Genomic DNA, 25,503 nt, shown 5'->3' on the forward strand with positions numbered 1-25,503 from the left:
GATGCAGGCATGGCGAGTACACACCCCCGGCGAACCCCGCGAGGCCATGCGCCTCGAAGAGGTCCCCGAACCGGTGCCCGGCGAGGGCGAGGTGAGGCTCAAGGTGCTCGCCGCCAACGTCAACTTCCCCGACGCGCTGCTCGTGCGCGGCCAGTACCAGATCCGCCCGCCGCTTCCCTTCACCCCCGGAGTCGAGATCTGCGGCGAGACCGAGGACGGCCGCCGCGTGATCGCCAATCCGAGCCTGCCGCACGGCGGGTTCGCCGAGTACGTCACCGCCTCCGCGCGCGGCCTGCTCCCGGCGCCGGACACCCTGGACGACGCCGAAGCGGCCGCCCTGCACATCGGATACCAGACGGGCTGGTTCGGCCTGCACCGCCGGGCCCGGATCCAGGCCGGCGAAACCCTCCTCGTGCACGCCGCCGCCGGCGGGGTCGGCAGCGCAGCCGTCCAGCTCGGCAAGGCCGCCGGGGCCGTCGTCATCGGGGTCGTCGGCGGCAAGGCCAAGGCCCGCACCGCCGAAGAACTCGGCTGCGACCTCGTCATCGACCGCACCGAGGGGGGCTTCGAGAACGTGGTCGCCCGGGTCAAGGAGTTCACCGGCGGACGCGGCGCCGACGTCGTCTACGACCCGGTCGGCGGCGACGCCTACACCGCCTCGGCCAAGTGCGTGGCCTTCGAGGGCCGCATCGTCGTCGTCGGCTTCGCGAGCGGCACCATCCCCGCACCCGCCCTGAACCACGCCCTCGTGAAGAACTACGCCGTCCTCGGCCTCCATTGGGGCCTCTACGCGGCCAAGGACCCGGCCGCCATCGCCGCTTGCCACGCCGAGCTCACCCGCCTCGCCGCCGCGGGCTCCATCACCCCCCTGATCAGCGAGCGCGTCCCGCTCGCCGGCGCCGCCGACGCCGTGCAGCGCCTCGCCGACGGCGCCACCACCGGCCGGGTGGTCGTCGTACCGTCGCAGGGCGCAGCGACCCCGGGCGCCGCGGACACGGACGGGGGCTCCCGATGACGCCCGCCGCGGCGGTCACCGCCGAGCGGCTGCTGGTGCGCGTACGGGAGCTGCTCGCCGCGCATCCGCCCGCCACCACCGCACGCGAAGACTTCCTGCGGGCCCGCTTCGACGCCGGACTCGCCTGGGTCCACTACCCCGAAGGCCTCGGCGGCCTGGACGCGCCCCGCACCCTCCAGGCCCTCGTGGACGCCGAGTTGGAGGCCGCCGGAGCCCCCGACAACGACCCGCGCCGGATCGGCATCGGCCTCGGCATGGCCGCGCCCACGATCCTCGCGTACGGCACCGAGGAGCAGAAGGAGCGCTTCCTGCGGCCCCTGTGGGTCGGCGAGGAGGTCTGGTGCCAGCTCTTCAGCGAGCCCGGCGCCGGATCCGACCTGGCCGCGCTCGGCACCCGCGCCGTACGGGACGGCGACGACTGGGTGGTGGACGGCCAGAAGGTGTGGACCTCCAGCGCCCACACCGCCCGATGGGCCATCCTGATCGCCCGCACCGACCCGGCGCTGCCCAAGCACCAGGGCGTCACCTACTTCCTGTGCGACATGCACGCCGACGGCGTCGAGGTGCGCCCGCTGCGCCAGATCACCGGCGAGGCCGAGTTCAACGAGGTCTTCCTCACCGGCGTCCGCATCCCCGACGCCCACCGCCTCGGCGCCGTCGGCCAGGGCTGGGCCGTCGCCCGCACCACCCTGATGAACGAGCGCGTCTCCATCGGCGGCATGCGGATCCCGCGCGAGGGCGGCATGATCGCCCCGGTCGCCGCCGCCTGGCGCGAGCGCCCCGAACTGCGCACGCACGCCCTCCACCAGCGGATGCTCGAACTGTGGGTAGAAGCGGAGGTCGCCCGGCTCACCGGGGAGCGGCTGCGCCAGCAGCTCGTAGCGGGACAGCCCGGCCCCGAGGGCTCGGGAATGAAGCTCACCTTCGCCCGCCTCAACCAGGAGATCAGCGGCCTGGAGGTGGAACTCCTCGGAGAGGAAGGGCTGTTGTACGAGGACTGGACCATGCGCCGTCCCGAGATCGTCGACTTCACCGGCCGTGACGCCGGCTACCGCTACCTGCGTGCCAAGGGCAACAGCATCGAGGGCGGCACCAGCGAAATCCTCCTCAACATCGTCGCCGAACGCGTGCTGGGCCTGCCCGCCGAGCCGCGCGACGACAAGGACCTCGCGTGGAAGGACCTGGCTCGATGAACCTCCCGAGCGCCGCCCCCCTGGACCTGCTCTACTCCGAGACCGAGGAGGAACTCCGCACGGCCGTACGGTCCTTGCTGGCCGCCCGCTGCGATCCGGCGAGCATCCTGGCCCGGATCGAGGACGGCCGCCCCCATGACCCGGACGTGTGGCGGATCCTCGCCGCCGACATCGGCACGGCCGGACTCCTCGTACCCGAGAAGCTGGGCGGCCAGGGCGCGAGCCACCGCGAGGCGGCCGTGGTCCTGGAAGAGCTCGGCCGGGCCGCCGCGCCCTGCGCCTACCTCACGAGCGCGGTCCTGGCCACGGAGATCCTGCTCGGCTGCGACAGCGCGCCGGCCGCGGACCTCCTGCGGGAGCTGGCGGCGGGCCGCCGGATCTGCGTTCCCGCGCTGCCGCTGACCCTGGCCCCCGGCGCGCCGCTGCCGCGGCCGGTCCGGGACGCCGGAGACGGGCTGCTGAGCGGCACCGTCACCTCGGTCGCCGACGCCGTGGCCGCCGAGGTCCTGCTCGTCCTCGCCGACACCGGGCTGTACGCCGTCCCGGCCGCGGACGTCCGGCTGACCCCGCTCGTCGCCCTGGACCTGACCCGCCCGCTGGCCACCGTCACCCTCGAGGGCGCCGCGGGAACCCTGCTCGCCGACCCGGCCACCGCCCGCGCGGCCATCGCCGGAGCACTGCTCTCGGGGGCCGGACTGCTGGCCTCGGAACAGCTCGGGCTCGCCGAGTGGTGCCTGACCCAGACGGTGGCGTACCTGCGCACCCGCCACCAGTTCAACCGGCCCCTCGGCTCCTTCCAGGCCCTCAAGCACCGCCTCGCCCGGCTCTGGCTCGACGTGGCCTCCGCCCGGGCGGCGGCCCGCGCCGCCGCCGACGCCCTGGCGACCGGCGCCCCCGACGCGCCGCTCACCATCGCCGTGGCCCAGTCGTACTGCTCGGGCGTCGCCGTCCGCGCGGCCGAGGAGTGCGTCCAGCTCCACGGGGGCATCGGCATGACCTGGGAACACCCGGCCCACCTCTACCTCAAGCGGGCCAAGGCCGATTCCCTCGCCCTCGGCACGGCCGGCCACCACCGCGGGCTGGTCGCGGACTTCGCGGAACTCCCGGCGCCGTAGGACCCGAACGCCGGCGGGGCCGACTCGGCCCGCCGGCGCCGGCGTTCGACGCACGGGTCCGGGCAGGGCCCGGCCGGGGGTACCGAGCAGGAGGGGGCCGTGCGGTGACCTCGCCCGCCGCACGGCGTTAGACCCGTAGGCACCGGGCACCGAGCGAGGGAGACCGTATGTACGCAGCACCCGCCGCCGCACCACTCACCCGCCGCGCCGTCCTCCGTACGGCCTTCACCGCGGCCGTTCTCGCCGGCACGGCCGCGGCCCTGGCCCCCGTACTGCGCGCCCGCGGCCCCCGGCAGACCCTCACCCCGGCCCCGCTCACGCAGCTCACCGAGGAGACCTACCGGGGCCGCCACATCGCCGTCGACGCGGCTGCGGCCGCCGTCCGCATCGACGGCCGGCCCCTGCACGTCATGCGTCGCGCGGACGGCAGCTACCTCAGCGGGATCAACCACTTCCAGTCCTACGAGACCCCGCTGGAGCTGGCCCGCGCCGCGGTCGACGAGCTGGGCAGCAACCAGCTGGCGTTCGCGGCCCCGCACCACGGCGGACAGGAGTAGCGGGCCATGTACGTCCGGCAGAACCAGAAGAACCTGACCAGCGCCCAGAAGAAGCGCTTCACGGCGGCGGTGCTCGAGCTCAAGCGCAACGGCGTCTACGACGCGTTCGTGCGCACCCACGACAAGTACTTCGTCCCGGACCGCGACCGCAAACTGCGCGTGGGGCACATGTCCCCGTCGTTCTTCCCCTGGCACCGGCGCTACCTGCTGGAGTTCGAGCGGCAGCTGCAGAGCGTCGACCCCGGCGTCACCATCCCGTACTGGGACTGGACCACCGACAACAGCCCGGCCTCGTCGCTGTGGGCCGAGGACTTCCTCGGCGGGACCGGCCGCGAGAGCGACCGCCAGGTGATGACCGGCCCCTTCGCCTACGGGAAGGGGAACTGGACGGTCACCGTGGGCATCACGGAGTCCAGTTTCCTCACCCGCAACCTGGGCCGGCCGCAGAACCCGATCAGCCTGCCGACCCGGGCCGAGCTCCAGTGGGCGCTCGACGACCCGACGTACGACACCTCGCCCTGGGACTCCACGGCCAAGGGCGGCGGTTTCCGCAACAAGCTGGAGGGCTGGGCCGCCCCGAAGAGCGAGAAGTGGCGCAACCACAACAAGGTGCACCAGTGGATCGGCGGTCACATGACCGGCGGTACGGCGCCCAACGATCCGGTGTTCTGGCTCCACCACGCCTTCGTGGACCTGCTCTGGGACCGCTGGCAGCAGAAGCACCCGGGGGCCGGCTACCTGCCCGCCGCCCCGCTCGCGCTCGGCGACCTTCAGCGGGGCCGGGTGATCGCCGCCGACGAGCCGATGCCGCCCTGGGACGTCACCCCGCGCGCGATGCTCGGACACCAGGGGATCTACCGCTACGAATGACCGAGCGGCCCCGGAGACGGGGCCGGACACGGGGAAGGGCCCCCGCCGTACGGCGGGGGCCCTTCGGGTACCAGGCGGATCAGCCGCCGTAGTTGCCCTCGGTGTGGTGACCGCCGTCGTGGCCCGAGGCGTTGACGCAGGTGTTGCCGAACGCCGGGTTCAGCAGGGCGATCACGTTGACGGTGTTGCCGCAGACGTTGACCGGGACGTGCACCGGAACCTGGAGCAGGTTGCCCGACAGGACACCGGGGGAGCCGACAGCCGCACCGTGCGCTCCGGCATCGGCAGCCGCCAGACCCGCACCGGCGGCCAGGGCGCTACCGGCGGCAGCGGTGATGACGAATGCCTTCGCGATACGCGACATCAAGATCTCCTCGTGAGGATGGGGCGCCGCAGAACGGAAGCTGCGGCCTTCGACATGGCATACAACGCGGGGACCGCCCAAGGGTCACGGCCGTTAGGCCTACCCGTTGATCCCGAACCGTGCCGAGGCGAAGTACGGACGCACCTGCACGACCGCGCCCGGCCGCAGCACCGCCACCACGGGGCCCGCGCAGCCGGGCTCCCTGTAGAGCGCCACCGACCCGCGGGTCCTGTTCGTCACCGCCCGCCCGCCGCCGCCCTTCGCGGCCAGGCAGCCCTTGGGGGAGGTGAAGCCGTGCGCCTGGTCGTCCGTGCCCAGGTACTGGAAGTCGGGCGCGACGGCCGACGGCGTGCCGAGGGCGGTGGTCGGGCCGTCGGCCGCGTGCGCGCTCGCGCCGGACACCGATCCGGCGGCGGCCGCCAGCAGCAGGACCGGGACGGCGCCGGACCGGACGAGGCCGCGCAGGGCGTGGTGAAGTGAGGTGGATCGCATGTCCCGACCAACCCTGCGCGACCGGCACGGGGTCACGCCTTGTCACTCGTAGCACGTCTGTGCGACGACGTGATCGGCGGCGGGCGCACCGACCACCGCCGACGCGACCGCCGAAGCCACGGCCACCGCCTCCGCCGCTACTCCACGGGTCCTTCCATGACCTTGCTGATGAACTGGATCGGGCCCTCGCCCATGTTGGGCACGTACGTCTTGGCGTTGTGCTGGCCGCCCTGGATGATCTTCAGTTCGGTGTGGATCGGTCCCTTGCCGTAGGTCGCGATGAACTTCTGCACGTTCGGCAGGGTGTTCTTGTTGCTCTCGTTGGTGCCGACCTGGAAGGCGAGGTAGACGTCCGGGCCCTTCTTGTCGATCAGCTCCTTGGCCAGCAACTCCGGGTTGTTCTCCGCCCTCTCCTTGTCGTGGCCCTTCCACAGCGAGGAGTCCGGGACGATGTCCGGGCCGGAGCAGATCGCGGCCTTGAACTTCTCCGGGTACTTCAGCACGGACTTCAGGCTCGCGAAGCCGCCGGTGGAGGAGCCCATGTACGCCCAGCCGTCACGGGACTTGACGGTGCGGAAGTTCGCCCGCATCAGGTCCGGGACGTCGTCGGTCAGCCAGGTGCCCATCTTGGGCTGGTCCGGGATGTCGGAGCCGTCCCAGTAGACGCCCTTGTCGTCCGGGCCCGGGTTCAGCACCGGCATGGCCAGGATGAAGGGCTTGCTCTTGCCCTCGGAGTACCACTTGCCGATGCTGCTCTGGAGGCCCAGGTCGGTGCCCATCCAGTAGTTGTTCGGATATCCGGCGCCGCCCGGCAGGGCGATCATGACCGGGAAGCCGCTCTTGGCGAACTTCGGGTCGTTGTACTCCTTCGGAGCCCAGACCCACACCTTGCCCTTGAAGCCGGACTTCTTGCCGTCGAGCGTGGTGACGGCCACGTGCGTGCCGTCGGGCAGCGTCATCGAGTTCTTGAAGTCGGCCTGCGGGCCGGTCGGCATCGACATCTTGGAGTTCGCCGGCGGCTTGGCGTCCGTACCGGCGCCGCCCCCCGCGGAACCCGCGGGCGGCGTCCCGAAGGACACGGCCTTGCCCTTGTCGGTGAAGGGCGGTATTTCGTAATGGGCCATCACGAGCGACGCCACACCCGCGAGCGCGAGGACGGAGGCCCCCGCGATCACCCAGCGCCGCACGCGGGACGGCCGCCGCCGCCGCTCCTCGGGCTCCTGCGGCTCGCCGTACGACTGCTGCGGTTCACCGTACGGAGCCTGCTGCCGTCCGTAGGGGGGCCGCTGGTCGTGACCCGGCCCGTGCGGCGGGTACGGCGGGTAGGGCGGCTGCTGGTACGGCCCTTCCGACCGGTACGGCTGATGCTGTCCGTCGTCGGGTGAGTGCGACATGTGCGGGTGCTCTCCGGCTTGGTGCTGCCCCGTGGGGGCGGGGTGGGACTGCTTTCGATCGGAAGATGAGCGTAGGTGCTCGAAGGTTCCGTATTTTTACCTTTTTTGGGCTTCCGCAGAGAAGGACGTTGCCCGACGCGAAAACGGCTCGCGCAGTTCCCGTTCTGTTCGCCGAGTATCTCTGGCCCATGCACATGCCCATCGGTACGGTACGTCCGCGCCGCCCCAGACCACCCCCCGCTCGGAGGTATTTCCGTGTTCGGCATGCCACTCTCCCGGTCCCGTCGCAAGACCGCCCTCGCCACCGCCTTCGGCCTCACCGCCGTCGGCGCCGCGCTGTGGACGGGTCTCGGCAACGCACAGCCCGCACACGCGGCAGGTCTGCCCGCACCCGACCACATAGTCGTCGTGGTCTTCGAGAACCACGCCTACAACCAGGTCATCGGCAGCTCCAGCGCCCCGTACGTCAACTCCCTCAAGACCGGGGGAGCCAACCTCACCAACTCGTACGGCATCACCCACCCGAGCCAGCCCAACTACCTGCAGCTCTTCTCCGGCTCCCACCAGGGCGTGACCGGCGACAGCTGTTACACCCCGGGCTTCAGCTCCGCACCCAACCTGGCGTCCGAGCTGATCGCCGCCGGAAAGACCTGGGCCAGCTACAACGAGACCCTGCCCAGCCAGGGCTCCACCACCTGCTCCAGCGGCAAGTACGCCCGGAAGCACAACCCCTGGTTCGCCTTCTCCAACGTGCCCACCAGCACCGCGAAGACCATGACCCAGTTCCCGACGGACTTCACCACCCTCCCCAAGACCTCGTTCGTCATCCCGAACCTCTGCAACGACATGCACGACTGCTCCGTAGGCACCGGCGACACCTGGCTGAAGAACAACCTCAAGGCCTACGCGGACTGGGCCAAGACCCACAACAGCCTGCTCGTCGTCACCTTCGACGAGGACAACCGGCTCGCCGGCAACAAGATCCCCACCGTGCTCTACGGCCAGCCCGTGACCCCGGGCTCCACCGGCTCCACGACCTACAACCACTACGACATGCTGCGGACCCTCGAAGGCCTCTCCGGCCTGACCGCCCACGCGGGGAACGCGGCCACCGCCAAGGACATCACGGGCATCTGGGCTTCCTGACCATGTACGTTGCGGACAGTCGCGGCACCCCCGCGTCCGCCGTGCCCCCCGAGCCGCAGGCCGTCACCCCGGGCACCCGCCCGGGGCGGCGCGCCGCGCTCGCCCCCACGGTGCTCGCCCTCGGCACGGTCAGCCTCATCACCGACGTCTCCTCCGAGATGGTCACGGCCGTGCTCCCGCTCTACCTCGTCGCCGGACTCGGACTCACCCCGCTCGGCTTCGGCCTGCTGGACGGCCTCTACAACGGGGTCAGCGCCCTGGTCCGGCTCACCGGCGGCCACCTCGGCGACCGCTTCGGCCGCCACAAGGCACTCGCCGGCATCGGCTACGGGCTCTCCGCCCTGTCCAAGCCGCTGCTGCTGCTCGCCCACACCCTGCCCGCCATCGGGGCCGTCCTCGCCCTCGACCGCACCGGCAAGGGCCTGCGCACCGCCCCGCGCGACGCGCTGATCTCGCTGTCGGCCGCCCCCGGGGAACGCGGCCGGGCCTTCGGCGTCCACCGCGCCATGGACACCGCCGGGGCGCTGATCGGGCCGATCCTGGCGTTCCTGATCCTGCGCGGAGCCGCCGAGGGGTACGACGCCGTCTTCGCCGTCAGCGCCTGCGTGGCCGCGCTCGGCGTCCTGGTGCTCGTGCTCTTCGTACCGGGCCGCCGCACCGAGCCCGCCGACACCCGGACTCCCGTCTCGCTGCGGTCCTCCGTCGGGCTGCTGGGCCGCCGGGACCTGCGCCGGATCAGCCTGTGCGCGGTGCTCCTGGGCCTGTGCACCGTCAGCGACGCCTTCGTCTTCCTGCTGCTCCAGCACGCCACCGGGATCGCCGACCGCTGGTTCGCGCTGCTGCCGCTGGGAACCGCCGCCGCGTTCTTCCTGCTCGCGCTGCCGCTCGGCCGGCTCGCCGACCGCATCGGCCGCGGCCGGGTCTTCCTCGCGGGCCACCTCGCGCTGCTCGCCGCGTACGGGCTCCTGCTGGCCGGCGGGCACCATCCGGTGCTGCCGTACGCCGTCCTCCTGCTGCACGGCGGCTTCTACGCCGCCACCGACGGGGTGCTCATGGCCGCCGCCGCCGGGGCCGTCCCCGAGGAGCACCGCGGCGGGGGCCTCGCCCTCGTCCAGACCGGCCAGGCCCTCGCGCGGTTCGCCGCGTCGCTGGGCTTCGGCGCCGCCTGGACCTTCTGGGGCGCCCGCCCCGCGCTGGCCGTCGCCGCCGTCTCGCTGGCCGTCGCCCTCGCGCTGTGCCTGTGGCTCCGGCCGGGGGACACCCCGCAGGACGACCCGTCGGCGGACCCGTCGGCGGATCCGGCGGACGGCCCGGCCGCCGCAGCCGCCTGAAACCTTCCCCCGTAGCTTCCGAAAGGCCCCCACACATGCCCCTCCAGCGCCGGATCCTGATCCTCGTCTCCGCCGTCGTCCTGCTCGCCGCCATCGGCGCGCTCGCCGTCGTCCGGGCCTCCTCGCGCGCCGAGGAGAAGAACCAGGCCCGGGCCGGCGGTCCGCCGGTCACCCGGGGCGAGGTCTCCCTCACCCCCGGCGAGGGCGGCCGGCGCATCGTGTTCAGGAACATGGCGTGGGGGCCGCACCGCGACGAGCTCGCCACGGCGGCCGCCGCCGCGCCCGAAGGTCCCCGTACCGCCTCCGGGGTCAGCTGCCTGCGCTTCCACTCGGCCGGCGGCACCGGGATCTGCCTGCGGGCCGACAAGGGCGGGGTGCAGGACGCCTACAAGGCCGTCGTCCTCGACGCGAACCTCAAGGAGGTCACCGGCCGCCCACTGTCCGGGATCCCCACCCGGGCACGGGTCTCGCCCGGCGGCCACCTGGTGGCCTGGACGGTCTTCGTGGGCGGGGACTCGTACGCCGGTACGAACTTCTCGACCCGGACCTCCCTGCTGGACCTGCGGACGGGGAAGTTCGACGCCTCGCTGGAGGACTTCGCCATCCAGAAGGACGGCAAGGGCTACCGCAACGCGGACGTCAACTTCTGGGGGGTCACCTTCGCCGCCGACGAGCGGACCTTCTACGCGACGCTGGCGACCGGCGGCCAGACCTACCTGGTCCGCGGAGACCTCGCGGCGCGCACGGTGACCACGCTGCGCGAGAACCTGGAATGCCCGTCCCTGTCGCCCGACGGGACCCGGTTGGTCTTCAAGAAGCGGGTGCCCGGCTTGTCGCCCGACGCACCGTGGCGCCTGTACGTCCTGGACCTCGCCTCGATGGCGCAGACGCCGCTCGCCGAAGAACGCAGCGTCGACGACCAGGTGGTGTGGACCGACGACGACACCGTCGTCTACTCGCTGCCCGGGGACTTCGGCGCCGACCTCTACTCCCTGCCCGCCGACGGCGGCGGCGCCGCGGCCCGGCTCATGACCTCGGCCCTCGCCCCCGCCTTCCTCGGCTGACACCGGAGAGGGGGAACGAGGGCCGAGACGCCCGGCAGCGCGCGGAAGGACCGTTACGCCGGGACGAGCGTCTTGCGGCGCCGCTTGCGCTGGGCGGCCGCCGACATCCTCAGCTCGATGACCGATCGCACGGTCGGCCACTCCTCGTCGAGGACCGAGTAGAACGCCGTACTGCGGACCGCGCCGTCGAGGCCCCGCGAATGGGCCCGGCGGACCCCCTCGCTGGTGAACCCGAGCCGTTCCATCGCGGCGCGCGAGCGGCCGTTGCGGGCGTCCGCGCGCAGCGAGATGCGCCGGACCCCCCAGGTCTCGAAGGCGTGGCGCAGCAGGAGCAGCTTCGCCTCGGTGTTGATGCCGGTTCCCTGGGCGGCCGGGGACAGCCAGGTATTGCCGATCTCGGCGGCATCGGGGATCGCCGTCGCCGGATCGCCGAACGGGACCCCCGGCACGGCGGGCCACACCAGCGGCCCCTGCCAGTAGTCGAGTTCCAGGAACCGGGTCGAACCGACCACCCGACCGTCGGTGGCTCTGACCACCGCGAACGGGAGCGATCGACCCGCCGCCTGATCGGCGAGGGCACGGTCGATGTACTCGTGGGACGCCTGCAGCCCGTGCGGTACGGGAGTGAAGGCGTAAGTCGTACGATCCTCGGCCCCGGCCATGGCCAAGGCCTCGGTGTGGTGGGGGGCGAGGGGCTCGAGCCGCACGGAGCGGCCGGCGAGGAGTACGGGTACGGGCACGGAGCCTTCGGTCCTTCTGGGCGGTGGGGTGGTTGCACAGTCTGCGTCCCTGACGTCGCCCCCCGTGCAAAACACGGGTGAAAGGCAACGGGCTGTCAGGTGAACGCGAGTGGCTCAATGTAGCCCCTTAAAGTCCTCTCATGAAGCCCCTGATTGCCAATGGCGCGCGACTCTTTTTCGAGGACCTGGGTCCCCGCGCAGGAGCCCCTGTGATCCTGCTCCACGGACATCCCTTCGACCACACGATATGGGCCCCGCAGACGGCCGCCCTGACCACTGCCGGTTACCGCGTGATCACCCCTGACCTGCGCGGATACGGTCGCAGCCCGGCGATCGAGGACAAGACGCTGCTCGCCGGCTTCGCCGACGACCTGGCCGTTCTGTTCGACGCCCTGGGCATCGAAGAGGCGGTCGTCGGCGGTGTGTCCATGGGCGGCCAGATCGCCATGGAGATGCGGCTGCGCCACCCGGGCCGGGTACGCGCCCTGGTGCTCTCGGACACCTCCGCTCCGCCGGAGACGCAGGAGGGCAAGACGCTGCGCCGCGAGCTCGCCGAGCGGCTCCTCAGGGAGGGGATGAAGCCCTACACCGACGAGGTCATCGACAAGATGCTCGCGCCCTACAACGTGACGGGCATGCCCGAAGCCGCGGCCCGGGTGACCGCGATGATGTACGCGACCGACCCGCGGGGCGCGGCCGCCGCGCTGCGCGGTCGGGCCGAGCGGCCGGACTACCGGCCCGTGCTCGCCGCGCTGCCGCCCCAGGTGCCCTGCCTGATCGTGGTCGGCCGGCACGACGTCTACACCCCGGTCGCCGAGGCCGAGTCCCTGCACGGACTGGCCGCGCACTCGGCGCTCGTCGTCATCGAGCGGGCCGGGCACCTGCCGGGCGTGGAACAGCCGGAGGCCTTCAACCGGGCACTGCTGGATTTCCTGGCGGACCTCTGACCGCGGCGGGCGTGGGCTGAAGCCCGGCCGGTGAGCGCCCGTCACGGCGGATCCAGGCGGGATCCGCGAGCCGTGCCGGAGCGGGCGCCTGAGATCATCCGGGGATGGACAACGTACTGCGGCGACTGCGCTCCGTCGGGCCGTTCTTCACGGCGGCCTCCGGCGAGGAGCCGCCCGGCGCCGGCTTCCGGCCACTCGACGAGCTGTACGGGGAGCGGCTGGGCCCCTACGTCGGCGAGGTCGGCCGGAGGATCGGCAGCGGGCCGGGGCGGGTGGCGGCTTCGACCGCGCAGTTCGGGATCGTCTCGCGGCTCTGGTCGCTCGCGCTCGGCTGCGCGGTCCTGTCCGGACGGGTGCCGGACCTGGGACCCGACCGCGTGTGGTGGCGGCTGCCCGAGGCGGGCTCCCTGGAGCTGTGGCTGCCGGAACCCGCCGAACGGCCGGGGGAGACGCTCGGCGACGCCTTGGCGGACACCGTGCTCGGCAACGTCTCCGTGCTGGACGCGGCGCTGCGCGAGCACTTCGGCGTCTCGCCGCGCGTGCTGCGCGGCAACTCCGCCTCCGGACTGGTCGGCGCGCTGCGGGTGCTGGCCGACCGGGTGCCGGGCGAGGCGGCGGTGTCCCTCACGGCCGGGCTGCTCGCGGACGGCGGACCCCTCGGCGCGACCGGCACCTTCATCCACGAACCCGGACTCGGGGTGGCCTTCGTGCGCCGCAGCTGCTGCCTGTACTACAAGGTCCCCGGCGGCGGCCTCTGCGGGGACTGCGTACTGCGCACCAGGTAGCCGTGCGGGGCCAACGGACGGGTCAAACGGACCGGGGCCACCGGGCAGCGGTTGCACTGCTCCCCGGTGGCCCCGTCGCACACTAGAAGGTCAGGTTCCAGGCGTCGATCTTGCCGGTGTCCTGGTTGGCGTTGTCGTTCGCGCGGAGCTTCCAGACGCCGTTCGCGACCTCGGAGGAGGCGTTGACGGTGAAGGTCTGGATGATGTTGTCCGTACCGCCGCCGGTCCGGTTGCTCAGGACGTAGACGGTGCCGTCCGGAGCCACGAGGTCGACCTTGAGGTCACCGATGTAGGTGTGCTTGATGTCCACGCCCACCTTGAGGGTGGCCGGCGCGTTGCCGGTCACGCCGCTGACGGTGATCGAGCTCTCCACGGTGGTGTTGTCGCCGATCGCGACGTCACCGAGGTTCTCGAAGTACGTGCCGGCCGGCGGGGTGGCGCCGACCGCCTTCAGCGCGTCGACCTGGCCCTCGCCGAAGAAGCTGTTGTTGGCGGTCGTCCCGGTGCAGCGGGTGTCCGACGGGCAGGCCGTGTCGTTGGCCTGGGTGGCCAGCTTGTCGCGCATCTGCGCTGGCGTGATGCCCGGGTTGGCACTGGCGAGGAGCGCCGCGACGCCCACCACGTGCGGGGTGGCCATCGAGGTGCCGCTCTTGGTGCTGTACCCGCCGCCGGGCGCGGTGGAGTAGACGTTGCTGCCCGGCGCCGCGACGTCGATGACGCCCTGGCCGAAGTTGGAGAACGAGGCCTTGGTGACACCGGTGCCGTTGGCCGCGACCGTGACCACGCCCGGGAGCTCGGTCGGGATGTCGAGGCAGGCGTTGGTGATGGTGCGCGTGGTCGGGGTGGAGTCGTTGGGGCTCGCGGAGTCGGTGGTCTTGTGGGCGAGGTCGTAGTTCTCGTTGCCCGCCGCGGCGACCTGGAGGGAGCCCTTGCTCTCCGCGTACTCCTGGGCGCGCTTGACGCCCTCGATGATGGCGGCCTGGTCGATGTTGTCCGGGCAGTTGAACTGCCACGGGTCCGTGTAATAGCTGTTGTTGGTGACCTTGAAGCCGTGGTCTCCGGACCAGACGAAGGCGCAGATGGTGTTCTCGGCGAAGAAGAACGAGTTGCCCGGCTCGGCCACGCGGACCGAGGCGATCTTCACGCCCGGGGCCACGCCCACGACGCCCTTGCCGTTCTTGGCCGCGGCCACGGTGCCCGCGACGTGCGTGCCGTGGGTGTCCACGTCGCGCCAGGCGCCGACCCGGGTGTCCGGCTTGCCGTAGGCGCAGGACGCGGAGTCGGCGGCGTTGAAGTTCGGTGCCAGGTCCTGGTGCTGGTCGTCCACACCGGTGTCCAGGATGCCGACCTTGACGGAGGCCGAGCCGGTGGTCACGGCCCAGGCCTGGTCGGCCTTGATCTGGCTCATGTCGGCGCGCACGGGCTCGCCCGTAGGGGTCGTGGACTGCGCCGGGTTGGCGGGCAGCGCCGGATTGTAGGCGTCGGCCGGGACGTCCGAGGTGCGCGTCGCACCGACCTTCTGGACCCCGCTGACCCCGCGCATGGTGGTGGCGAAGGTAGAGGAGGCCGAGTGGGCGACGATCACGCCGATGGAGTCGAAGTACGAGAAGACGGTGCCGCCGTTCGCCGTGACCGCGGAGCGGACGGCGGAGCTGTCACCGGCGGCGGTGATCACCAGGTAGGCGCGGGTGCCGGCAGCCCAGGTCGCACTCTGGGAAGTCGGCGCCGCGGCCTGGGCCTTGGCGGGAGCGGAGGTGACCGGGACGCCGGCCGGGGAGACGGGCGCCGTGCCGGCGAGCGCGGCCGGTGCGCCGAAGGCCAGGGCGCCGAGGGCGGCCGCAAGCACGAGGGTACGTCGAGGTCGGCTGGATATGTGGGGTATCAATGCGTCCTCCGAAGACGGCCCTGCGGTGCGGGTGGCACCTACAGGGCCGTACGAAACGAGTGGTGGACGCAAGATGTCAGAAGCCTGCCCCGATATGGAAGTACCTTTTACAGCACGACCGGTCATCGCCTATTGGCTCAAAATCGACGATGCGATCGAGGTGTTGGAACCGGCCGGACTGGGCACCGTGGGGGTCGAGCCCGGTCCGGCCGTCCTTCCGGGCGCAACCGCTAGACGGGTACGCCGGCCTTGACGCCCTCCGGCTGGGCGGGGACCGCGGCGCTCTCCCCGTGCCCGTCATCGGTGAGCGTGGTCTCGTCGAACGGCAGTCGGCCCGCGAGGACTTCCGTGGCGCGATCCCGGTCGAACTCCTTCGTCCAGGTCCCGATCAGCACGGTTGCGATCGCGTTGCCCGCGAAGTTCGTCATGGCCCGCGCCTCGCTCATGAAGCGGTCGATGCCCACGATCAGGCCGACTCCGTCGACCAGTTCAGGCCGGTGCGACTGAAGTCCGCCGGCGAGCGTGGCAAGGCCGGCGCCCGTCACCCCGGCCGCACCCTTGGAGGCCACGATCATGAACAGCAGCAGCGATACCTGCTCGCCCAGCGCGAGGGGTTTGCCCATCGCCTCCGCGACGAACAGCGAGGACATCGTCAGGTAGATCGCGGTCCCGTCCAGGTTGAAGGAGTAACCCGTCGGGACCGTGATCCCGACGACCGGCCGCGACACCCCGATGTGCTCCATCTTCGCGATCAGCCTCGGCAGCGCCGACTCCGAGGAGGAGGTGGACAGGATCAGCAGGAACTCCCGGCCCAGGTAGCGCAGCAGGGAGAAGACGCTGATCCCCGTACACACCCTGAGCAGCGTGCCCAGCACCACGAACACGAAGAGCAGGCACGTCGTGTAGAAGCCGATCATGATGACCGCCAGGGATTTCAGCGCGTCCATGCCGGTGGCGCCGACCACCGCCGCGATCGCACCGAAGGCACCCACCGGCGCCGCCCACATGATCATCGCGAGCACCCGGAACACCAGCTTCTGCAGGTGCCCGATCCCGCGCAGCACCGGCTCGCCCGCCGTGCCCATCGCCTGGAGCGCGAATCCGCACAGCAGCGCCACCAGCAGGGTCTGGAGCACCTCGCCGCCGGTGAAGGCCGACACCATCGTGGTCGGGATGATCCCCAGCAAGAACTCCGGGGTGCTCTTCGCGCCGCCCGCCTTCGCCTGGGCCTCGCCGGCGTGCCGGGCGGCCTCGGTCAGGTGCAGCCCGCTGCCCGGGTCCAGGAGGTTCCCGACCAGCAGTCCGATGGCCAGCGCCACCGTCGACATCACCATGAAGTAGCCGAGCGCCAGCCCGCCCACCGCGCCGACCTTGGCGGCCTTGCGGACCGAGCCGATGCCGAGCACGATCGTGCAGAAGATCACCGGCGAGATCATCATCTTGATGAGGTTGACGAAGCCGGTGCCCAGCGGTTTCAGCTCCACGGCCACGCCGGGAGCGGCGAAGCCGACGGCGATGCCGAGCAGCACCGCGCCGATCACCGCGATGTACAGATAATGCGTCTTGTCGCGTCTGGCGGCCACGCTGCCTCCTGGTGATGCTCCTTGCCTCCCGGTGGTGAAGGCGTCCCGGGAGGACCATCGCGCGCCGCTGTGACCCCGGTCACCCTTGCGTTCATAGAGTTCACGCCCGGGTGCACACTGAGGGCCATGTTCCGCTTTCCCCGGCCGCCGCGCAGCCTCGCCGGCCAGCTCTTCGCCATGCAGGTGGTGCTGGTCGCGGTGGTCGTCGCCGGATGCGCCGTCTTCGCGTACGCGACCGCCCGAGGCCAGGCCGAGGAGGCCGCCCGGCGCCAGGCCGGCGCGGTGGCCCGCGCGGTCGCCGACTCCCCGTCCGTACGGGACGCCGTGCGGGCGGCGACCGGGGGAGTGCGCGCGGACGGCGACCCGTCCGCGACGCTCCAGCCCTACGCGGAGCAGGTCCGCGCCGACGCCGGCGTGGACTTCGTGACGATCATGGCCCCGGACGGGCGGCGCTGGACCCACCCCGATCCCCGCCGCATCGGCGAGCGCTTCCTCGGCAACACCGCCCCCGCACTGCGCGGCGAGACCTTCAGCGAGACCTATACCGGCACCCTCGGCCCCTCCATCCGCGTGGTCACCCCGCTCGTGGACGGCGGCCGGGTCATCGGCATGGTCGCCGCCGGGATCACCGTCCGCGCGGTCAGCGCCCGGCTCGCCGCGCAGCTCTCCGCCCTCGCCTGGGTGGCGGTCGGGGCGCTCGCCCTCGGCGGAGCGGGCACCTACGTGGTTAACGCCCGGCTGCGCCGGCACACCCACGGGATGAACGCCGGCGAGCTGAGCCGGATGTACGACTACCACCAGGCCGCCCTGCACGGAGTCCGCGAAGGCCTGCTGATGCTCGACGGACAGCGCAGGATCACCCTCGTCAACGACGCGGGACGCGAGCTCCTCGGCCTGCCCGGGGAGATCAAGGGGACCGCCGTCGCCGACCTCGGCCTGCCCGCCCCGCTCACCGGTGCCCTGCTCGCCGACCGCCCCCGGGTGGACGAGGTGCACCTGACCGCGGACCGGGTCCTGGTGGTCAACAGCGCGCCCGTCGCGGGCGGCGGCCGACGCGGCACCGTGGTCACCCTCCGCGACCACACTGAACTGCAAGCTCTCACGGGGGAGTTGGACCACGAGCGGGGATTCACCCAGGCGTTGCGCGCACAGGCCCACGAGGCGGCCAACCGGCTGCACACCGTGGTCTCCCTCATCGAACTCGGCCGCAGCGAGGAGGCGGTGGAGTTCGCCACCGCCGAACTGACCCTGGCCCAGACCCTCACCGACGAGGTGATGGCCGCCGTCGGCGAGCCCGTGCTCGTCGCCCTACTGCTCGGCAAGGCCGCCCAGGCCCACGAGCGGGGCGTGGAGCTCTTCGTCACCCCCGACAGCGGAGCCATCGGGGCCGGTCCCGGAGGCCCGCCCGCCCGGGACCTCGTCACCGTCCTCGGCAACCTCGTCGACAATGCCGTCGATGCCCTCAGCGGAGTCCCCGGCGGCCGCATCGCCGTCACCGTCCGCCCCGAAGGCCCCGGCGGCCGGGGTCTGCTGCTGCGCGTGGCGGACAACGGCCCCGGACTGCCCGAAGGGGTGGACGTCTTCCGGCGCGGCTGGTCAGGTAAGGGGGAGGGGCGCGGCCTCGGCCTCGCACTCGTGCGCCAGGTGGCCCACCGCTACGGCGGCAGCGCGGACGCCGACCAACTGCCGGACGGGGGCGCACGGTTCACCGTAAGACTGCCCGCGCGAGGGGAGGCTGAGGCATGAGCACGTCCGAGGTGCGGGTCCCGAGCACGTCCGAGGTGCGGGTCCTGGTGGTCGAGGACGACCCCGTCGCCGCCGACGCGCACGCGCTGTACGTCGGCCGCGTGCCCGGATTCACCGCCGTCGCGGCGGTCCACTCGCTCGCCGGGGCCACCCGGGTCCTGGAACGGACCCGGATCGACCTGCTGCTGCTCGACCTGACCCTGCCCGACGGCCACGGGCTGCGCTTCGCGCGCGGCCTGCGGGCGGCGGGGCATCCCGCCGACGTGATCGTGGTGACCTCGGCGCGGGACCTGGCCGTGGTCCGCGAGAGCGTCTCGCTCGGGGTCGTGCAGTACGTGCTGAAGCCCTTCGCCTTCCCGACCCTGCGCGAACGGCTGCTGCGCTACGCCGAGTTCCGCGCGTCGGCGGCGGGCGAGGCGGCCGGCCAGGACGATGTGGACCGGACCATGGCGGCGCTGCGCGCACCGGGCCCGGCCGAACTGCCCAAGGGCATCGGTGCGCCGACCCTGGACCTGGTCGCCGCGCTGCTGCGGGCGGCCCCCGAGGGGCTGACCGCGGCCGGGACGGCCGAGGCGGCCGGGATCTCCCGGATCACCGCCCGCCGGTACCTGGAGCACCTGGTGGACACGGGCCGTGCGGCCCGCGCCCCCCGGTACGGCCAGGTCGGCCGCCCCGAACTGCACTACCGCTGGCTGGCGGCGGCTCCGGCCGGGACGCGCGCCGGCTCGGTGTCGAAGGTGTAGAACTTCCGGTGGTCCAGCATGTCGGCCGGGGTCACGTCGTTCCACGGCCGCATGGTGTCGTGCAGGTCCACCACGTTCGGGGTGCCGGCGGCCGGCAGGTACGTCGACTGCGGGTGCAGTGCCTGCCATTCGGCCCACAGCTTGTCGATGTAGGCGTGGTGCATCCAGAACACCGGGTCGTTCGGGGAGACCCCGGTGGCCATCTGGCCGCCCACCCACACGTGCACCCGGTTGTGCAGGTTGGCCCCGCGCCAGCCCTCCAGGTTGTTGCGGAAACCGCTGGAGGAGCTGTTCCAGGGCGCCGCGTCGTAGACCGGCATCGCGAGGACGGCGTCCACCTCGGCCCGGGTCGGCAGCTGGGCCACTCCGGTGCCGAGCGCGCGGCGCAGGTAGGAGCGCCCGTCCACCCGTACGGCTACTTCCCACTTGCCCGTCGCGTACGCGAACGGCCCGTCGAGCACCTGCCCGTCACGGGCCCGCCCGGTGCCGCCGAGGAAGTCGGCGGCCCAGAGGGAGGAGCGGGCGGTACGGTCCGCGGTCCAGTCCCAGTAGGGAAGGGCCACCGTCGGATCCACCGCCTGCAGAGCCGCCTCGAATTCCAGCAGAAACCGGCGGTGCCAGGGCAGGAAGGAGGGGGAGCGGTGGCCGACCCGGTCGCCGGAGTCGGTGTCGCCCATGATGAAGCCGTTGTGGGTGGTGACGAACCGGTCGTAGCGGCCGGTGCGCTTCAGCTCCAGCAGCGCGTTGGTGAAGGCCCGCTTCTCCTCGGAGGTGAGCGAGGCCTGGTTCTTGCGGATGGTCATCACATGCCGCCCATCGGGACGAGGGCGGCGCCCTGGAGTTCGCGCACGGCGGCGCGGGCGAGCGGGAGCACGTCGGAGAACGTCTCGTAGTGGTTGACGACACTGATCCAGGTGCCGTCCGCGTTCCGCATCACGTGCAGTTCGCGGCCGTCTATGGAAACGGTCGGCAGGCCCGCGGAGTGGTGGCCGCCGTGGTGGCCACCGGCGTCCGAGGCGGGGGTTATTCGGATGCGACGGCCCTGGTAGATCTCGTCGACCGTTCCCGTGGGGGTGGCGGGAGCGGCGGGACGCGAGTCGGTGACGGCCGCGTGCGCGGTGGCACCGGCGAGGCCGAGGAAGCTGAGTGCGCCGGCAGTGGCGCTCAAGGCCTGCCGGCGGGTGATCTTGTTCATGGCCCGAGAGGTATCAGGGCACGGAGAACCGACGGCTGCAATCCGGACATGCGCGGATAAGTTGCCTGTCGAACCAATTGGATGATCTTCCCGTCCGGACCGGCTCCAGTGGCCCGAACGGGAAGACCTACGCTGAAAAGCTTAACTGACGAGAGATCCTCCGGGTGCGCGGGGGAGGGGTGGAGGGGGTCACACCGCGGAGTCGGCCGGAAGGTGCGGCCGGAATCAAATCTTCCGGGGTCCGGACCCGTATCCCGGCGGCCATCCCGCCCGGCTCCCGTGCCCATGTCCCGTCAGGCCTCTGACGCGCACTTCGGGGGATTGCGTCACCTATAGTCCCGATATGGCCCTGCATGAGACGAAGGACGCACGTGCCCGCGACGCCGAGACGGACGTGTTCGCGTCCGCCCTCAGCGGCCAGATCCTCCCCAAGTACCGGATGCCTGACGACCACTCACCCTCCGACGTGGTCTACGAGCTCCTGCACAACGAGCTGCTCCTCGACGGCAACGCGGCCCAGAACCTGGCCACGTTCTGCACCACCTGGTCGGACGACGGCGTCCACCGGCTGATGAACGAGTGCCTCGACAAGAACATGATCGACAAGGACGAGTACCCGCAGACCGCCGAGATCGAGGCCCGCTGCGTCACCATCCTCGCGGACCTGTGGAACGCCCCGGCCGGCACCACCGGCACCGGCTGCTCCACCACCGGTTCCAGCGAGGCCGCCATGCTCGGCGGCCTCGCCCTGAAGTGGCGGTGGCGCGAACGCCGCCGCGCCGCCGGCCTCCCCACCGACCGGCCCAACCTGGTGTGCGGACCGGTCCAGATCTGCTGGGAGAAGTTTGCCCGCTACTTCGACGTCGAGCTCCGCCAGGTCCCCCTGGAGCCCGGGGCCACCGGCCTGCGCCCCGAGCAGCTCGCCGCCCACGTGGACGAGAACACCATCGGCGTCGTCGCCATCCTCGGAGTCACGTACACCTGCGTCTACGAGCCCGTCGCCGAGATCGCCGCCGAGCTCGACCGGATCCAGGCCGAGCGGGGCTGGGACGTGCCGATCCACGTGGACGCGGCCAGCGGCGGCTTCGTCGCGCCCTTCCTCCACCCGGACGTGGTCTGGGACTTCCGGCTGCCGCGCGTGGCCTCCGTCAACACCTCCGGGCACAAGTACGGCCTCGCGCCGCTCGGCGTCGGCTGGATCGTCTGGCGCACCGCCGACCTGCTCCCGGCCGACCTGGTCTTCTCCGTGGACTACCTCGGCGGGAACATGCCGACCTTCGCCCTCAACTTCTCCCGCCCCGGCGGCGAGATCATCGCCCAGTACTACCTGTTCCTGCGCCTGGGCAAGGCCGGCTATCGCCGGGTCCAGCAGGCCTGCGCCGACACCGCCCAGTACCTGGCCCGCGAGATCGAGGCGACGGGCCCCTTCACCCTCCTCTACGACGGCCAGGGCGCGCTGCCCGCCGTGTCCTACCGGCTCACCGACCCGGCGGGCGCCGGCTTCAGCCTGTACGACCTCTCCGACCGGCTGCGGATGCGGGGCTGGCAGGTGCCCTCGTACCCGCTGCCGGCGGACCGCGAGGACACGGTCATCCAGCGCGTCCTGATCCGGCACGGGGTGACCCGGGACCAGATCGCGCTGCTCGTCGCCGACCTGCGACGGGCCGTGGAGCACCTGACGGCGACACCGCAGCCCGTACCGGCCACCGAGCCCCGGCCCGGCTTCCACCACTGACCGGGCGGGCGCCTACCGGGCCGATGCTCGACCGGGAGCCGGGAGCCGGGAGCCGGGAGCCGGGGGCCGGGGGCCGGGGCCGGGGGTCGGCCGGGCGGGGCGCCCGCGTCCTCGGGGCCCGTCCGTCAGGACGCCCGGGCCGACGGCGCCGACCAGCGCATCCCCAGCTCCGTGAGCGCCGCCGCCCGGGCCTCGGTGAGAGAGGCGGCGCGGGAGCGCTGGTTGGCGATCCAGGCTCCGAGGCGCAGCTCCCGTCCGCCGACCCGCTCCACATGGGTCCGGGGCACCCGCAGGTGTCGCTCGCGGTCATGGAACTGCCGGGCCGCCTCCAGGTGGGCCGCCCACGCCGCCGCATGGCCGACGCGGGGCCGCGGCCGGTCCGCGCCCTCGGCCGGAGTCACCCCGAGGGCGTGTTCCAGCAGCCAGCGCTGGGACCAGCTCAACCGCTCCCAGGACTGCCGCTGTCCGCGCAGCCACACGCCGAGGTCCTCGCCCTGGACCACGGCCTCGCCCGGGCCCTGCGGAAGCCGGCCGCCCGCGTCCAGGTGCACCCGGGTCAGGTGGAAGGCCCGCTGCCAGGAGATCTCCCAGGCCGGACACCAGGACGCGTCGATGGCCTCGAGGGCCTCCCGGCGCTCCTCCGACAGGGCGCCGGGCCCCTCGCGGCGGGCCGCCGCCCGCTGGTTCTTGACCCAGACCCCGACCGGGGCTCCCCGCCAGACGGCGTCCACCGGGGGCAGCAGGTGCCCGTGTTCCTCCGCCCAGCCCGCGGCCGCCGCGAGGCCCTCCTCGAAGGCGACGTCGAAGTGGCTCCACACCATGCCCAGTTCGTCGAGCTGCGCCGCCCGCTCCCGGCCCAGCGCGCCGCGCCGGTACGTACGGCGGGCGTCCGCGATCCACTGGCCGAGCGGGAACCCGGCGAGCCCCGGCGGCCACTGCGAACCGGGGCCGACGGCTCCGGCGGTGCCGGCAGGCCCAGCAGGCGTAGCACTCCCAACAGTCCCAACAGTCCCAACAGTCCCAGTGGTCCCAGCGGTCTGGGCAGCCCCGAGAGGCGCACCCGTCTCCGCGGTCGCGACGGTCCGGCCGGCATCCACGGTTCCGCCGCCCTCGGGCACCTTGAACGTGAACGGCACCTTCAGGTCCCCGTTCGCCGCGGCGTACAACCGGGCCGCCTCCACGCCCCGCCGCCAGTGCTCGTGCTCCGGGTGCAGGACGCGCAGCCGGACGAAGGCCGCCAGCAGCGCCGGATCGCGCGGCACCGAGAAGCTCAACAGGGCCTCGGCGCCGCCGCGCAGACCGGACGCGCCCACGGCCCCCACCCCGCTCGCGCTCTGCGCCGCGCGCCGGCTCGGTGCCTGCGGCTGCGCCAGGGCCTCGACGAGCCGGGTGTCGTGCGCCCGCAGCGCCTCCAGCAGACGCGCGAGGTCCCCGTACGCCCGTGAGGACAGCATCGTCTCGGGGGACTCGCCCGGCCCCAGGAGCACCGGCACCACCAGGGAGGCGACCTTGCCCTCGCCGGGCCGTACGCGCAGCGCCCGGCCGACGGCCTGGACCAGGTCGGGCATGGAACCCCGTACGTCGGCCCAGAAGACCGAATCGCACTCCTTGGTGTCCACGCCCTCGCCCAGGACGCGGACACTGCCGAGGAACGCCTTGTCGGCGATCCGGTCGTCCGCGAAGGCGCCCAGCACCCGGCGCCGGTGCGCCGCCGTGTGCTGCCCGCACAGCCAGTCCGCCCAGACGGTACGGGGATACACCGGCCGGGGTGCCCAGCTCGTGGCGCGCAGCCGTGCGGCCACCGCGGGCAGCCCGGCTGCGAAGGCCTCGGCCTCCTTGGTCAGATGGTGGAAGACGAGCGTGCGCCGGAAACCCTGGTCGACGGCCGCCTTCACCAGCGCCGTCTGGAGGGCCGCCAGCCGGACCCCGCGCACCGCGTCGGAGCGGCCGTCCGGGCCGAGCAGCACGGCGGCCTGGAAGTCGGGATCGCTGACGTCCACGCAGACCACCCGGTACGGCGCGCAGATGCCCCGGTCGATGGCCTCCGAGAGGGTGAGGGTGTAGCAGCGGGCGCCGAACGGCCCGGCCGGATCGTCCTCCATGGAGGCCACCAGACCGCCCCGGCCGGGCGTCCTGGCCGGGCCGCCCCCGACCCCTGCGGTGTCCCCGGCGGCCGCCGCGTCCTCGGGGATCCCGGCGCCCGCCGCGTCCGGGGGGTAGTCCGCTTCCTCGCCGTCCTGCCAGACCCGGGGCGTGGCCGTCATGTACAACCGCCGGACGGCCGGGATCCGGGTGTTGTCGTGCACCACCGCCCACGGTTTGCCGATCCGCCCGGAGGTCCGGTGCGCCTCGTCGACGACGATCAGGTCCCAGCCCGGCAGCCCCTCCCGGTGGGCGTGCTCGATGGTGCCGAGGCCGAGCGAGGCGTACGTGGCGAACACCGTCACCCGGTCCACCGGCAGGCCCGCCCAGCGGGCCAGTTCGGCCGGGTCGGTGGTGGTGGGCACCCCGGCGTCCTCGCCGCGCAGGGAGCACACGGCGAAGGCGCGCCCGGTCCGGCCGCCCTCCCGCCAGGCCGCCGCGGTCTGCACGAGCAGGTCGAGGGAGGGCACCAGCACGAGCACCCGACCGCTCCGCAGCTCCTCCGCCGCGTGCACGGCGACCAGTGACTTGCCGGAGCCCGTCGCCATGATGACCTGGGTCCGGAGCCCCGACTGCGGGACCAGGCGCCCGGCGGGCAGCTCCAGAGCCCGCACGACGGCGTCGACGGCCTCGCGCTGGTGCGGACGGAGCTTCTTCCTGGCCATGCGCGTCACCTCCCCCTGATCTGCCCGTTTGGTTCCAGCCCCTATCTTGCCCCGGTTTTGAATCAGGCGGGGGATTCGTCCGCGCGGGGGACGGCGGGAGTGGGGGCGGCCCGAGCGGAGCGAGGGCGGCGCGCGAGGCGGGCGCGGGGCGGGCGGCGCGGGGCGCTACATCCGGGCCCCGAAGTTCTGCGTCCACCACGGACCGCCGGGGCCCTGGTGGATGCCCACGCCGATGTCCTTGAACGAGCAGTTGAGGATGTTCTCGCGGTGCCCCTGGCTCTTCATCCAGGAGTCCATGACCTGCTGCGGGGTCTGCTGGCCCTTCGCGATGTTCTCCCCGTACGTGGACCAGCGGTACCCGGCGGCGGTCGTCCGCTTCCCCGGGTCGGCGCCGTCGGGGTTGGTGTGCGAGAAGAAGTCCCGGCTCGCCATGTCGTCCGAATGGCCCTGGGCGGCCGTCCGCAGCTGCGCGTCTTCCTTGAGCGGCCCGCAACCGGCCGCGGCGCGCTCGGAGTTGACCAGCGCGATCACCTGGGCCGCCTGGCCGCCGCCGGCCGGAGCGGGGGCCGGGGCGGGGGGCTTCGGCGGCGTGGACTTCGGGGTCGGCTTCGCGCTGGGGGTGGGCGTGGGCGTGGGCGTCGGCGGTGGGGTCGGACTTGGGGTGGCGCTCGGGCTCGGGCTGGGTGAGGCCGACTCTGAGGGGCTCGCCGAGGGCGGGGCCGACTCCGGCGGCAGCGCGTCGCCCGACGCGGGCGCCGCCAGCGCGGCCGGCGCCTCGGGGGCCGCCGTGCAGGGT

The 25,503-nt window shown here is 72.7% G+C and carries 23 protein-coding genes; 13 read left to right on the forward strand and 10 right to left on the reverse strand.

Annotated features, from left to right (window positions below; all coding sequences use genetic code 11):
- The first annotated feature begins 1 nt into the window (after nucleotide 1).
- From J7E97_RS21665 to J7E97_RS21685, 5 genes are all read left to right on the forward strand, one after another.
- Entirely contained in the window at nucleotides 2-1,015 is a 1,014-nt protein-coding gene (locus J7E97_RS21665) for an NADPH:quinone oxidoreductase family protein (protein WP_215029820.1), read from the forward strand.
- Nucleotides 1,012-2,208, forward strand: coding sequence for an acyl-CoA dehydrogenase family protein (locus tag J7E97_RS21670; protein ID WP_215029823.1), 1,197 nt, complete (start codon nucleotides 1,012-1,014; stop codon nucleotides 2,206-2,208). Before J7E97_RS21665 ends, J7E97_RS21670 begins: the two co-directional genes overlap by 4 nt.
- Nucleotides 2,205-3,323, forward strand: coding sequence for an acyl-CoA dehydrogenase family protein (locus J7E97_RS21675; RefSeq protein ID WP_215029826.1), 1,119 nt, complete (start codon nucleotides 2,205-2,207; stop codon nucleotides 3,321-3,323). Before J7E97_RS21670 ends, J7E97_RS21675 begins: the two co-directional genes overlap by 4 nt.
- A 167-nt stretch (nucleotides 3,324-3,490) precedes the next feature.
- The gene (locus tag J7E97_RS21680) at nucleotides 3,491-3,880 is read left to right on the forward strand and encodes a tyrosinase cofactor (RefSeq protein ID WP_215029829.1); all 390 of its coding nucleotides are present in this window, start codon (nucleotides 3,491-3,493) and stop codon (nucleotides 3,878-3,880) included.
- A gap of 6 nt (nucleotides 3,881-3,886) precedes the next feature.
- Nucleotides 3,887-4,750, forward strand: coding sequence for a tyrosinase family protein (locus tag J7E97_RS21685; RefSeq protein WP_215029832.1), 864 nt, complete (start codon nucleotides 3,887-3,889; stop codon nucleotides 4,748-4,750).
- A gap of 79 nt (nucleotides 4,751-4,829) precedes the next feature.
- Here the strand turns inward: J7E97_RS21685 and J7E97_RS21690 are convergent, their stop codons facing one another.
- The 3 genes from J7E97_RS21690 to J7E97_RS21700 form a co-directional block, all read right to left on the reverse strand.
- Nucleotides 4,830-5,114, reverse strand: coding sequence for a chaplin (locus tag J7E97_RS21690; protein WP_215029834.1), 285 nt, complete (start codon nucleotides 5,112-5,114; stop codon nucleotides 4,830-4,832).
- A 99-nt stretch (nucleotides 5,115-5,213) separates the two neighbouring features.
- Nucleotides 5,214-5,606, reverse strand: coding sequence for a hypothetical protein (locus tag J7E97_RS21695; RefSeq protein WP_215029836.1), 393 nt, complete (start codon nucleotides 5,604-5,606; stop codon nucleotides 5,214-5,216).
- 137 nt (nucleotides 5,607-5,743) lie between these two features.
- Complete coding sequence (locus J7E97_RS21700; protein ID WP_215029837.1) at nucleotides 5,744-7,000, reverse strand: esterase family protein; 1,257 nt, start codon at nucleotides 6,998-7,000, stop codon at nucleotides 5,744-5,746.
- 264 nt (nucleotides 7,001-7,264) lie between these two features.
- Between J7E97_RS21700 and J7E97_RS21705 the strand changes: the two genes are divergently transcribed.
- Genes J7E97_RS21705 through J7E97_RS21715 form a run of 3 tightly spaced genes read left to right on the forward strand, consistent with a single transcriptional unit; the run spans nucleotide 7,265 to nucleotide 10,541 of the window.
- Entirely contained in the window at nucleotides 7,265-8,146 is an 882-nt protein-coding gene (locus J7E97_RS21705) for an alkaline phosphatase family protein (RefSeq protein ID WP_215029839.1), read from the forward strand.
- A gap of 2 nt (nucleotides 8,147-8,148) precedes the next feature.
- A complete protein-coding gene (locus J7E97_RS21710) occupies nucleotides 8,149-9,477 on the forward strand; it encodes an MFS transporter (RefSeq protein WP_215029841.1) in 1,329 nt (442 codons plus the stop codon).
- 35 nt (nucleotides 9,478-9,512) lie between these two features.
- Nucleotides 9,513-10,541: a hypothetical protein gene (locus J7E97_RS21715; protein WP_215029843.1), complete on the forward strand. Its 1,029-nt coding sequence runs from the start codon at nucleotides 9,513-9,515 to the stop codon at nucleotides 10,539-10,541.
- A gap of 53 nt (nucleotides 10,542-10,594) precedes the next feature.
- Here the strand turns inward: J7E97_RS21715 and J7E97_RS21720 are convergent, their stop codons facing one another.
- The gene (locus J7E97_RS21720; RefSeq protein ID WP_215029845.1) at nucleotides 10,595-11,281 is read right to left on the reverse strand and encodes a GNAT family N-acetyltransferase; all 687 of its coding nucleotides are present in this window, start codon (nucleotides 11,279-11,281) and stop codon (nucleotides 10,595-10,597) included.
- A 140-nt stretch (nucleotides 11,282-11,421) separates the two neighbouring features.
- On the opposite strand from J7E97_RS21720, the gene J7E97_RS21725 reads away from it, so the two are divergent.
- On the forward strand, nucleotides 11,422-12,228 hold the full coding sequence (locus J7E97_RS21725; RefSeq protein ID WP_215029848.1) for an alpha/beta fold hydrolase: 807 nt from the start codon (nucleotides 11,422-11,424) through the stop codon (nucleotides 12,226-12,228).
- A gap of 104 nt (nucleotides 12,229-12,332) precedes the next feature.
- Complete coding sequence (locus J7E97_RS21730; RefSeq protein WP_215029850.1) at nucleotides 12,333-13,013, forward strand: (2Fe-2S)-binding protein; 681 nt, start codon at nucleotides 12,333-12,335, stop codon at nucleotides 13,011-13,013.
- An 82-nt stretch (nucleotides 13,014-13,095) separates the two neighbouring features.
- Here the strand turns inward: J7E97_RS21730 and J7E97_RS21735 are convergent, their stop codons facing one another.
- Together J7E97_RS21735 and J7E97_RS21740 are read right to left on the reverse strand one after the other, a co-directional pair.
- Entirely contained in the window at nucleotides 13,096-14,859 is a 1,764-nt protein-coding gene (locus J7E97_RS21735; RefSeq protein ID WP_215029853.1) for a S8 family serine peptidase, read from the reverse strand.
- A gap of 269 nt (nucleotides 14,860-15,128) precedes the next feature.
- Complete coding sequence (locus J7E97_RS21740; RefSeq protein ID WP_215029856.1) at nucleotides 15,129-16,481, reverse strand: cation:dicarboxylate symporter family transporter; 1,353 nt, start codon at nucleotides 16,479-16,481, stop codon at nucleotides 15,129-15,131.
- A 126-nt stretch (nucleotides 16,482-16,607) separates the two neighbouring features.
- Between J7E97_RS21740 and J7E97_RS21745 the strand changes: the two genes are divergently transcribed.
- Together J7E97_RS21745 and J7E97_RS21750 are read left to right on the forward strand one after the other, a co-directional pair.
- The gene (locus tag J7E97_RS21745; protein ID WP_215029859.1) at nucleotides 16,608-18,227 is read left to right on the forward strand and encodes a sensor histidine kinase; all 1,620 of its coding nucleotides are present in this window, start codon (nucleotides 16,608-16,610) and stop codon (nucleotides 18,225-18,227) included.
- On the forward strand, nucleotides 18,224-18,970 hold the full coding sequence (locus tag J7E97_RS21750; protein WP_215029861.1) for a response regulator: 747 nt from the start codon (nucleotides 18,224-18,226) through the stop codon (nucleotides 18,968-18,970). The genes J7E97_RS21745 and J7E97_RS21750 overlap by 4 nt, the downstream gene beginning before the upstream one ends.
- On the opposite strand, the gene J7E97_RS21755 is transcribed toward J7E97_RS21750, so the two are convergent.
- Both J7E97_RS21755 and J7E97_RS21760 read right to left on the reverse strand, forming a co-directional pair.
- A complete protein-coding gene (locus J7E97_RS21755; protein ID WP_215029863.1) occupies nucleotides 18,910-19,773 on the reverse strand; it encodes a tyrosinase family protein in 864 nt (287 codons plus the stop codon). The genes J7E97_RS21750 and J7E97_RS21755 overlap by 61 nt on opposite strands.
- Nucleotides 19,773-20,165 (reverse strand): tyrosinase cofactor, encoded by a 393-nt coding sequence (locus J7E97_RS21760; protein WP_215029865.1) that lies wholly within the window; start codon nucleotides 20,163-20,165, stop codon nucleotides 19,773-19,775. Before J7E97_RS21760 ends, J7E97_RS21755 begins: the two co-directional genes overlap by 1 nt.
- Before the next feature lie 343 nt (nucleotides 20,166-20,508).
- Here J7E97_RS21760 and J7E97_RS21765 point away from each other — a divergent pair, with 343 nt between their 5' ends.
- Nucleotides 20,509-21,900, forward strand: coding sequence for a glutamate decarboxylase (locus tag J7E97_RS21765; protein ID WP_215029867.1), 1,392 nt, complete (start codon nucleotides 20,509-20,511; stop codon nucleotides 21,898-21,900).
- A 125-nt stretch (nucleotides 21,901-22,025) separates the two neighbouring features.
- Here the strand turns inward: J7E97_RS21765 and J7E97_RS21770 are convergent, their stop codons facing one another.
- Together J7E97_RS21770 and J7E97_RS21775 are read right to left on the reverse strand one after the other, a co-directional pair.
- On the reverse strand, nucleotides 22,026-24,707 hold the full coding sequence (locus J7E97_RS21770) for a DEAD/DEAH box helicase (protein ID WP_215029869.1): 2,682 nt from the start codon (nucleotides 24,705-24,707) through the stop codon (nucleotides 22,026-22,028).
- A gap of 165 nt (nucleotides 24,708-24,872) precedes the next feature.
- A partial coding sequence (locus J7E97_RS21775) for a CAP domain-containing protein (RefSeq protein WP_251054932.1) occupies nucleotides 24,873-25,503 on the reverse strand: 631 nt, incomplete at its 5' end.

Origin of the sequence: Streptomyces sp. ISL-66 (assembly GCF_018614135.1) — a bacterium.
Classification (GTDB): Bacteria; Actinomycetota; Actinomycetes; order Streptomycetales; family Streptomycetaceae; genus Streptomyces.

Coding starts and splice junctions, on each gene's coding strand:
- J7E97_RS21710 (WP_215029841.1), top strand. CDS start 8,149: ATGTACGTTGCGGACAGTCGCGGCACCCCCGCGTCCGCCGTGCCCCCC.
- J7E97_RS21665 (WP_215029820.1), top strand. CDS start 2: ATGCAGGCATGGCGAGTACACACCCCCGGCGAACCCCGCGAGGCCATG.
- J7E97_RS21670 (WP_215029823.1), top strand. CDS start 1,012: ATGACGCCCGCCGCGGCGGTCACCGCCGAGCGGCTGCTGGTGCGCGTA.
- J7E97_RS21725 (WP_215029848.1), top strand. CDS start 11,422: ATGAAGCCCCTGATTGCCAATGGCGCGCGACTCTTTTTCGAGGACCTG.
- J7E97_RS21705 (WP_215029839.1), top strand. CDS start 7,265: ATGCCACTCTCCCGGTCCCGTCGCAAGACCGCCCTCGCCACCGCCTTC.
- J7E97_RS21755 (WP_215029863.1), bottom strand. CDS start 19,773: ATGACCATCCGCAAGAACCAGGCCTCGCTCACCTCCGAGGAGAAGCGG.
- J7E97_RS21745 (WP_215029859.1), top strand. CDS start 16,608: ATGTTCCGCTTTCCCCGGCCGCCGCGCAGCCTCGCCGGCCAGCTCTTC.
- J7E97_RS21765 (WP_215029867.1), top strand. CDS start 20,509: ATGGCCCTGCATGAGACGAAGGACGCACGTGCCCGCGACGCCGAGACG.
- J7E97_RS21695 (WP_215029836.1), bottom strand. CDS start 5,606: ATGCGATCCACCTCACTTCACCACGCCCTGCGCGGCCTCGTCCGGTCC.
- J7E97_RS21685 (WP_215029832.1), top strand. CDS start 3,887: ATGTACGTCCGGCAGAACCAGAAGAACCTGACCAGCGCCCAGAAGAAG.
- J7E97_RS21730 (WP_215029850.1), top strand. CDS start 12,333: ATGGACAACGTACTGCGGCGACTGCGCTCCGTCGGGCCGTTCTTCACG.
- J7E97_RS21750 (WP_215029861.1), top strand. CDS start 18,224: ATGAGCACGTCCGAGGTGCGGGTCCCGAGCACGTCCGAGGTGCGGGTC.
- J7E97_RS21760 (WP_215029865.1), bottom strand. CDS start 20,165: ATGAACAAGATCACCCGCCGGCAGGCCTTGAGCGCCACTGCCGGCGCA.
- J7E97_RS21770 (WP_215029869.1), bottom strand. CDS start 24,707: ATGGCCAGGAAGAAGCTCCGTCCGCACCAGCGCGAGGCCGTCGACGCC.
- J7E97_RS21715 (WP_215029843.1), top strand. CDS start 9,513: ATGCCCCTCCAGCGCCGGATCCTGATCCTCGTCTCCGCCGTCGTCCTG.
- J7E97_RS21680 (WP_215029829.1), top strand. CDS start 3,491: ATGTACGCAGCACCCGCCGCCGCACCACTCACCCGCCGCGCCGTCCTC.
- J7E97_RS21690 (WP_215029834.1), bottom strand. CDS start 5,114: ATGTCGCGTATCGCGAAGGCATTCGTCATCACCGCTGCCGCCGGTAGC.
- J7E97_RS21675 (WP_215029826.1), top strand. CDS start 2,205: ATGAACCTCCCGAGCGCCGCCCCCCTGGACCTGCTCTACTCCGAGACC.
- J7E97_RS21700 (WP_215029837.1), bottom strand. CDS start 7,000: ATGTCGCACTCACCCGACGACGGACAGCATCAGCCGTACCGGTCGGAA.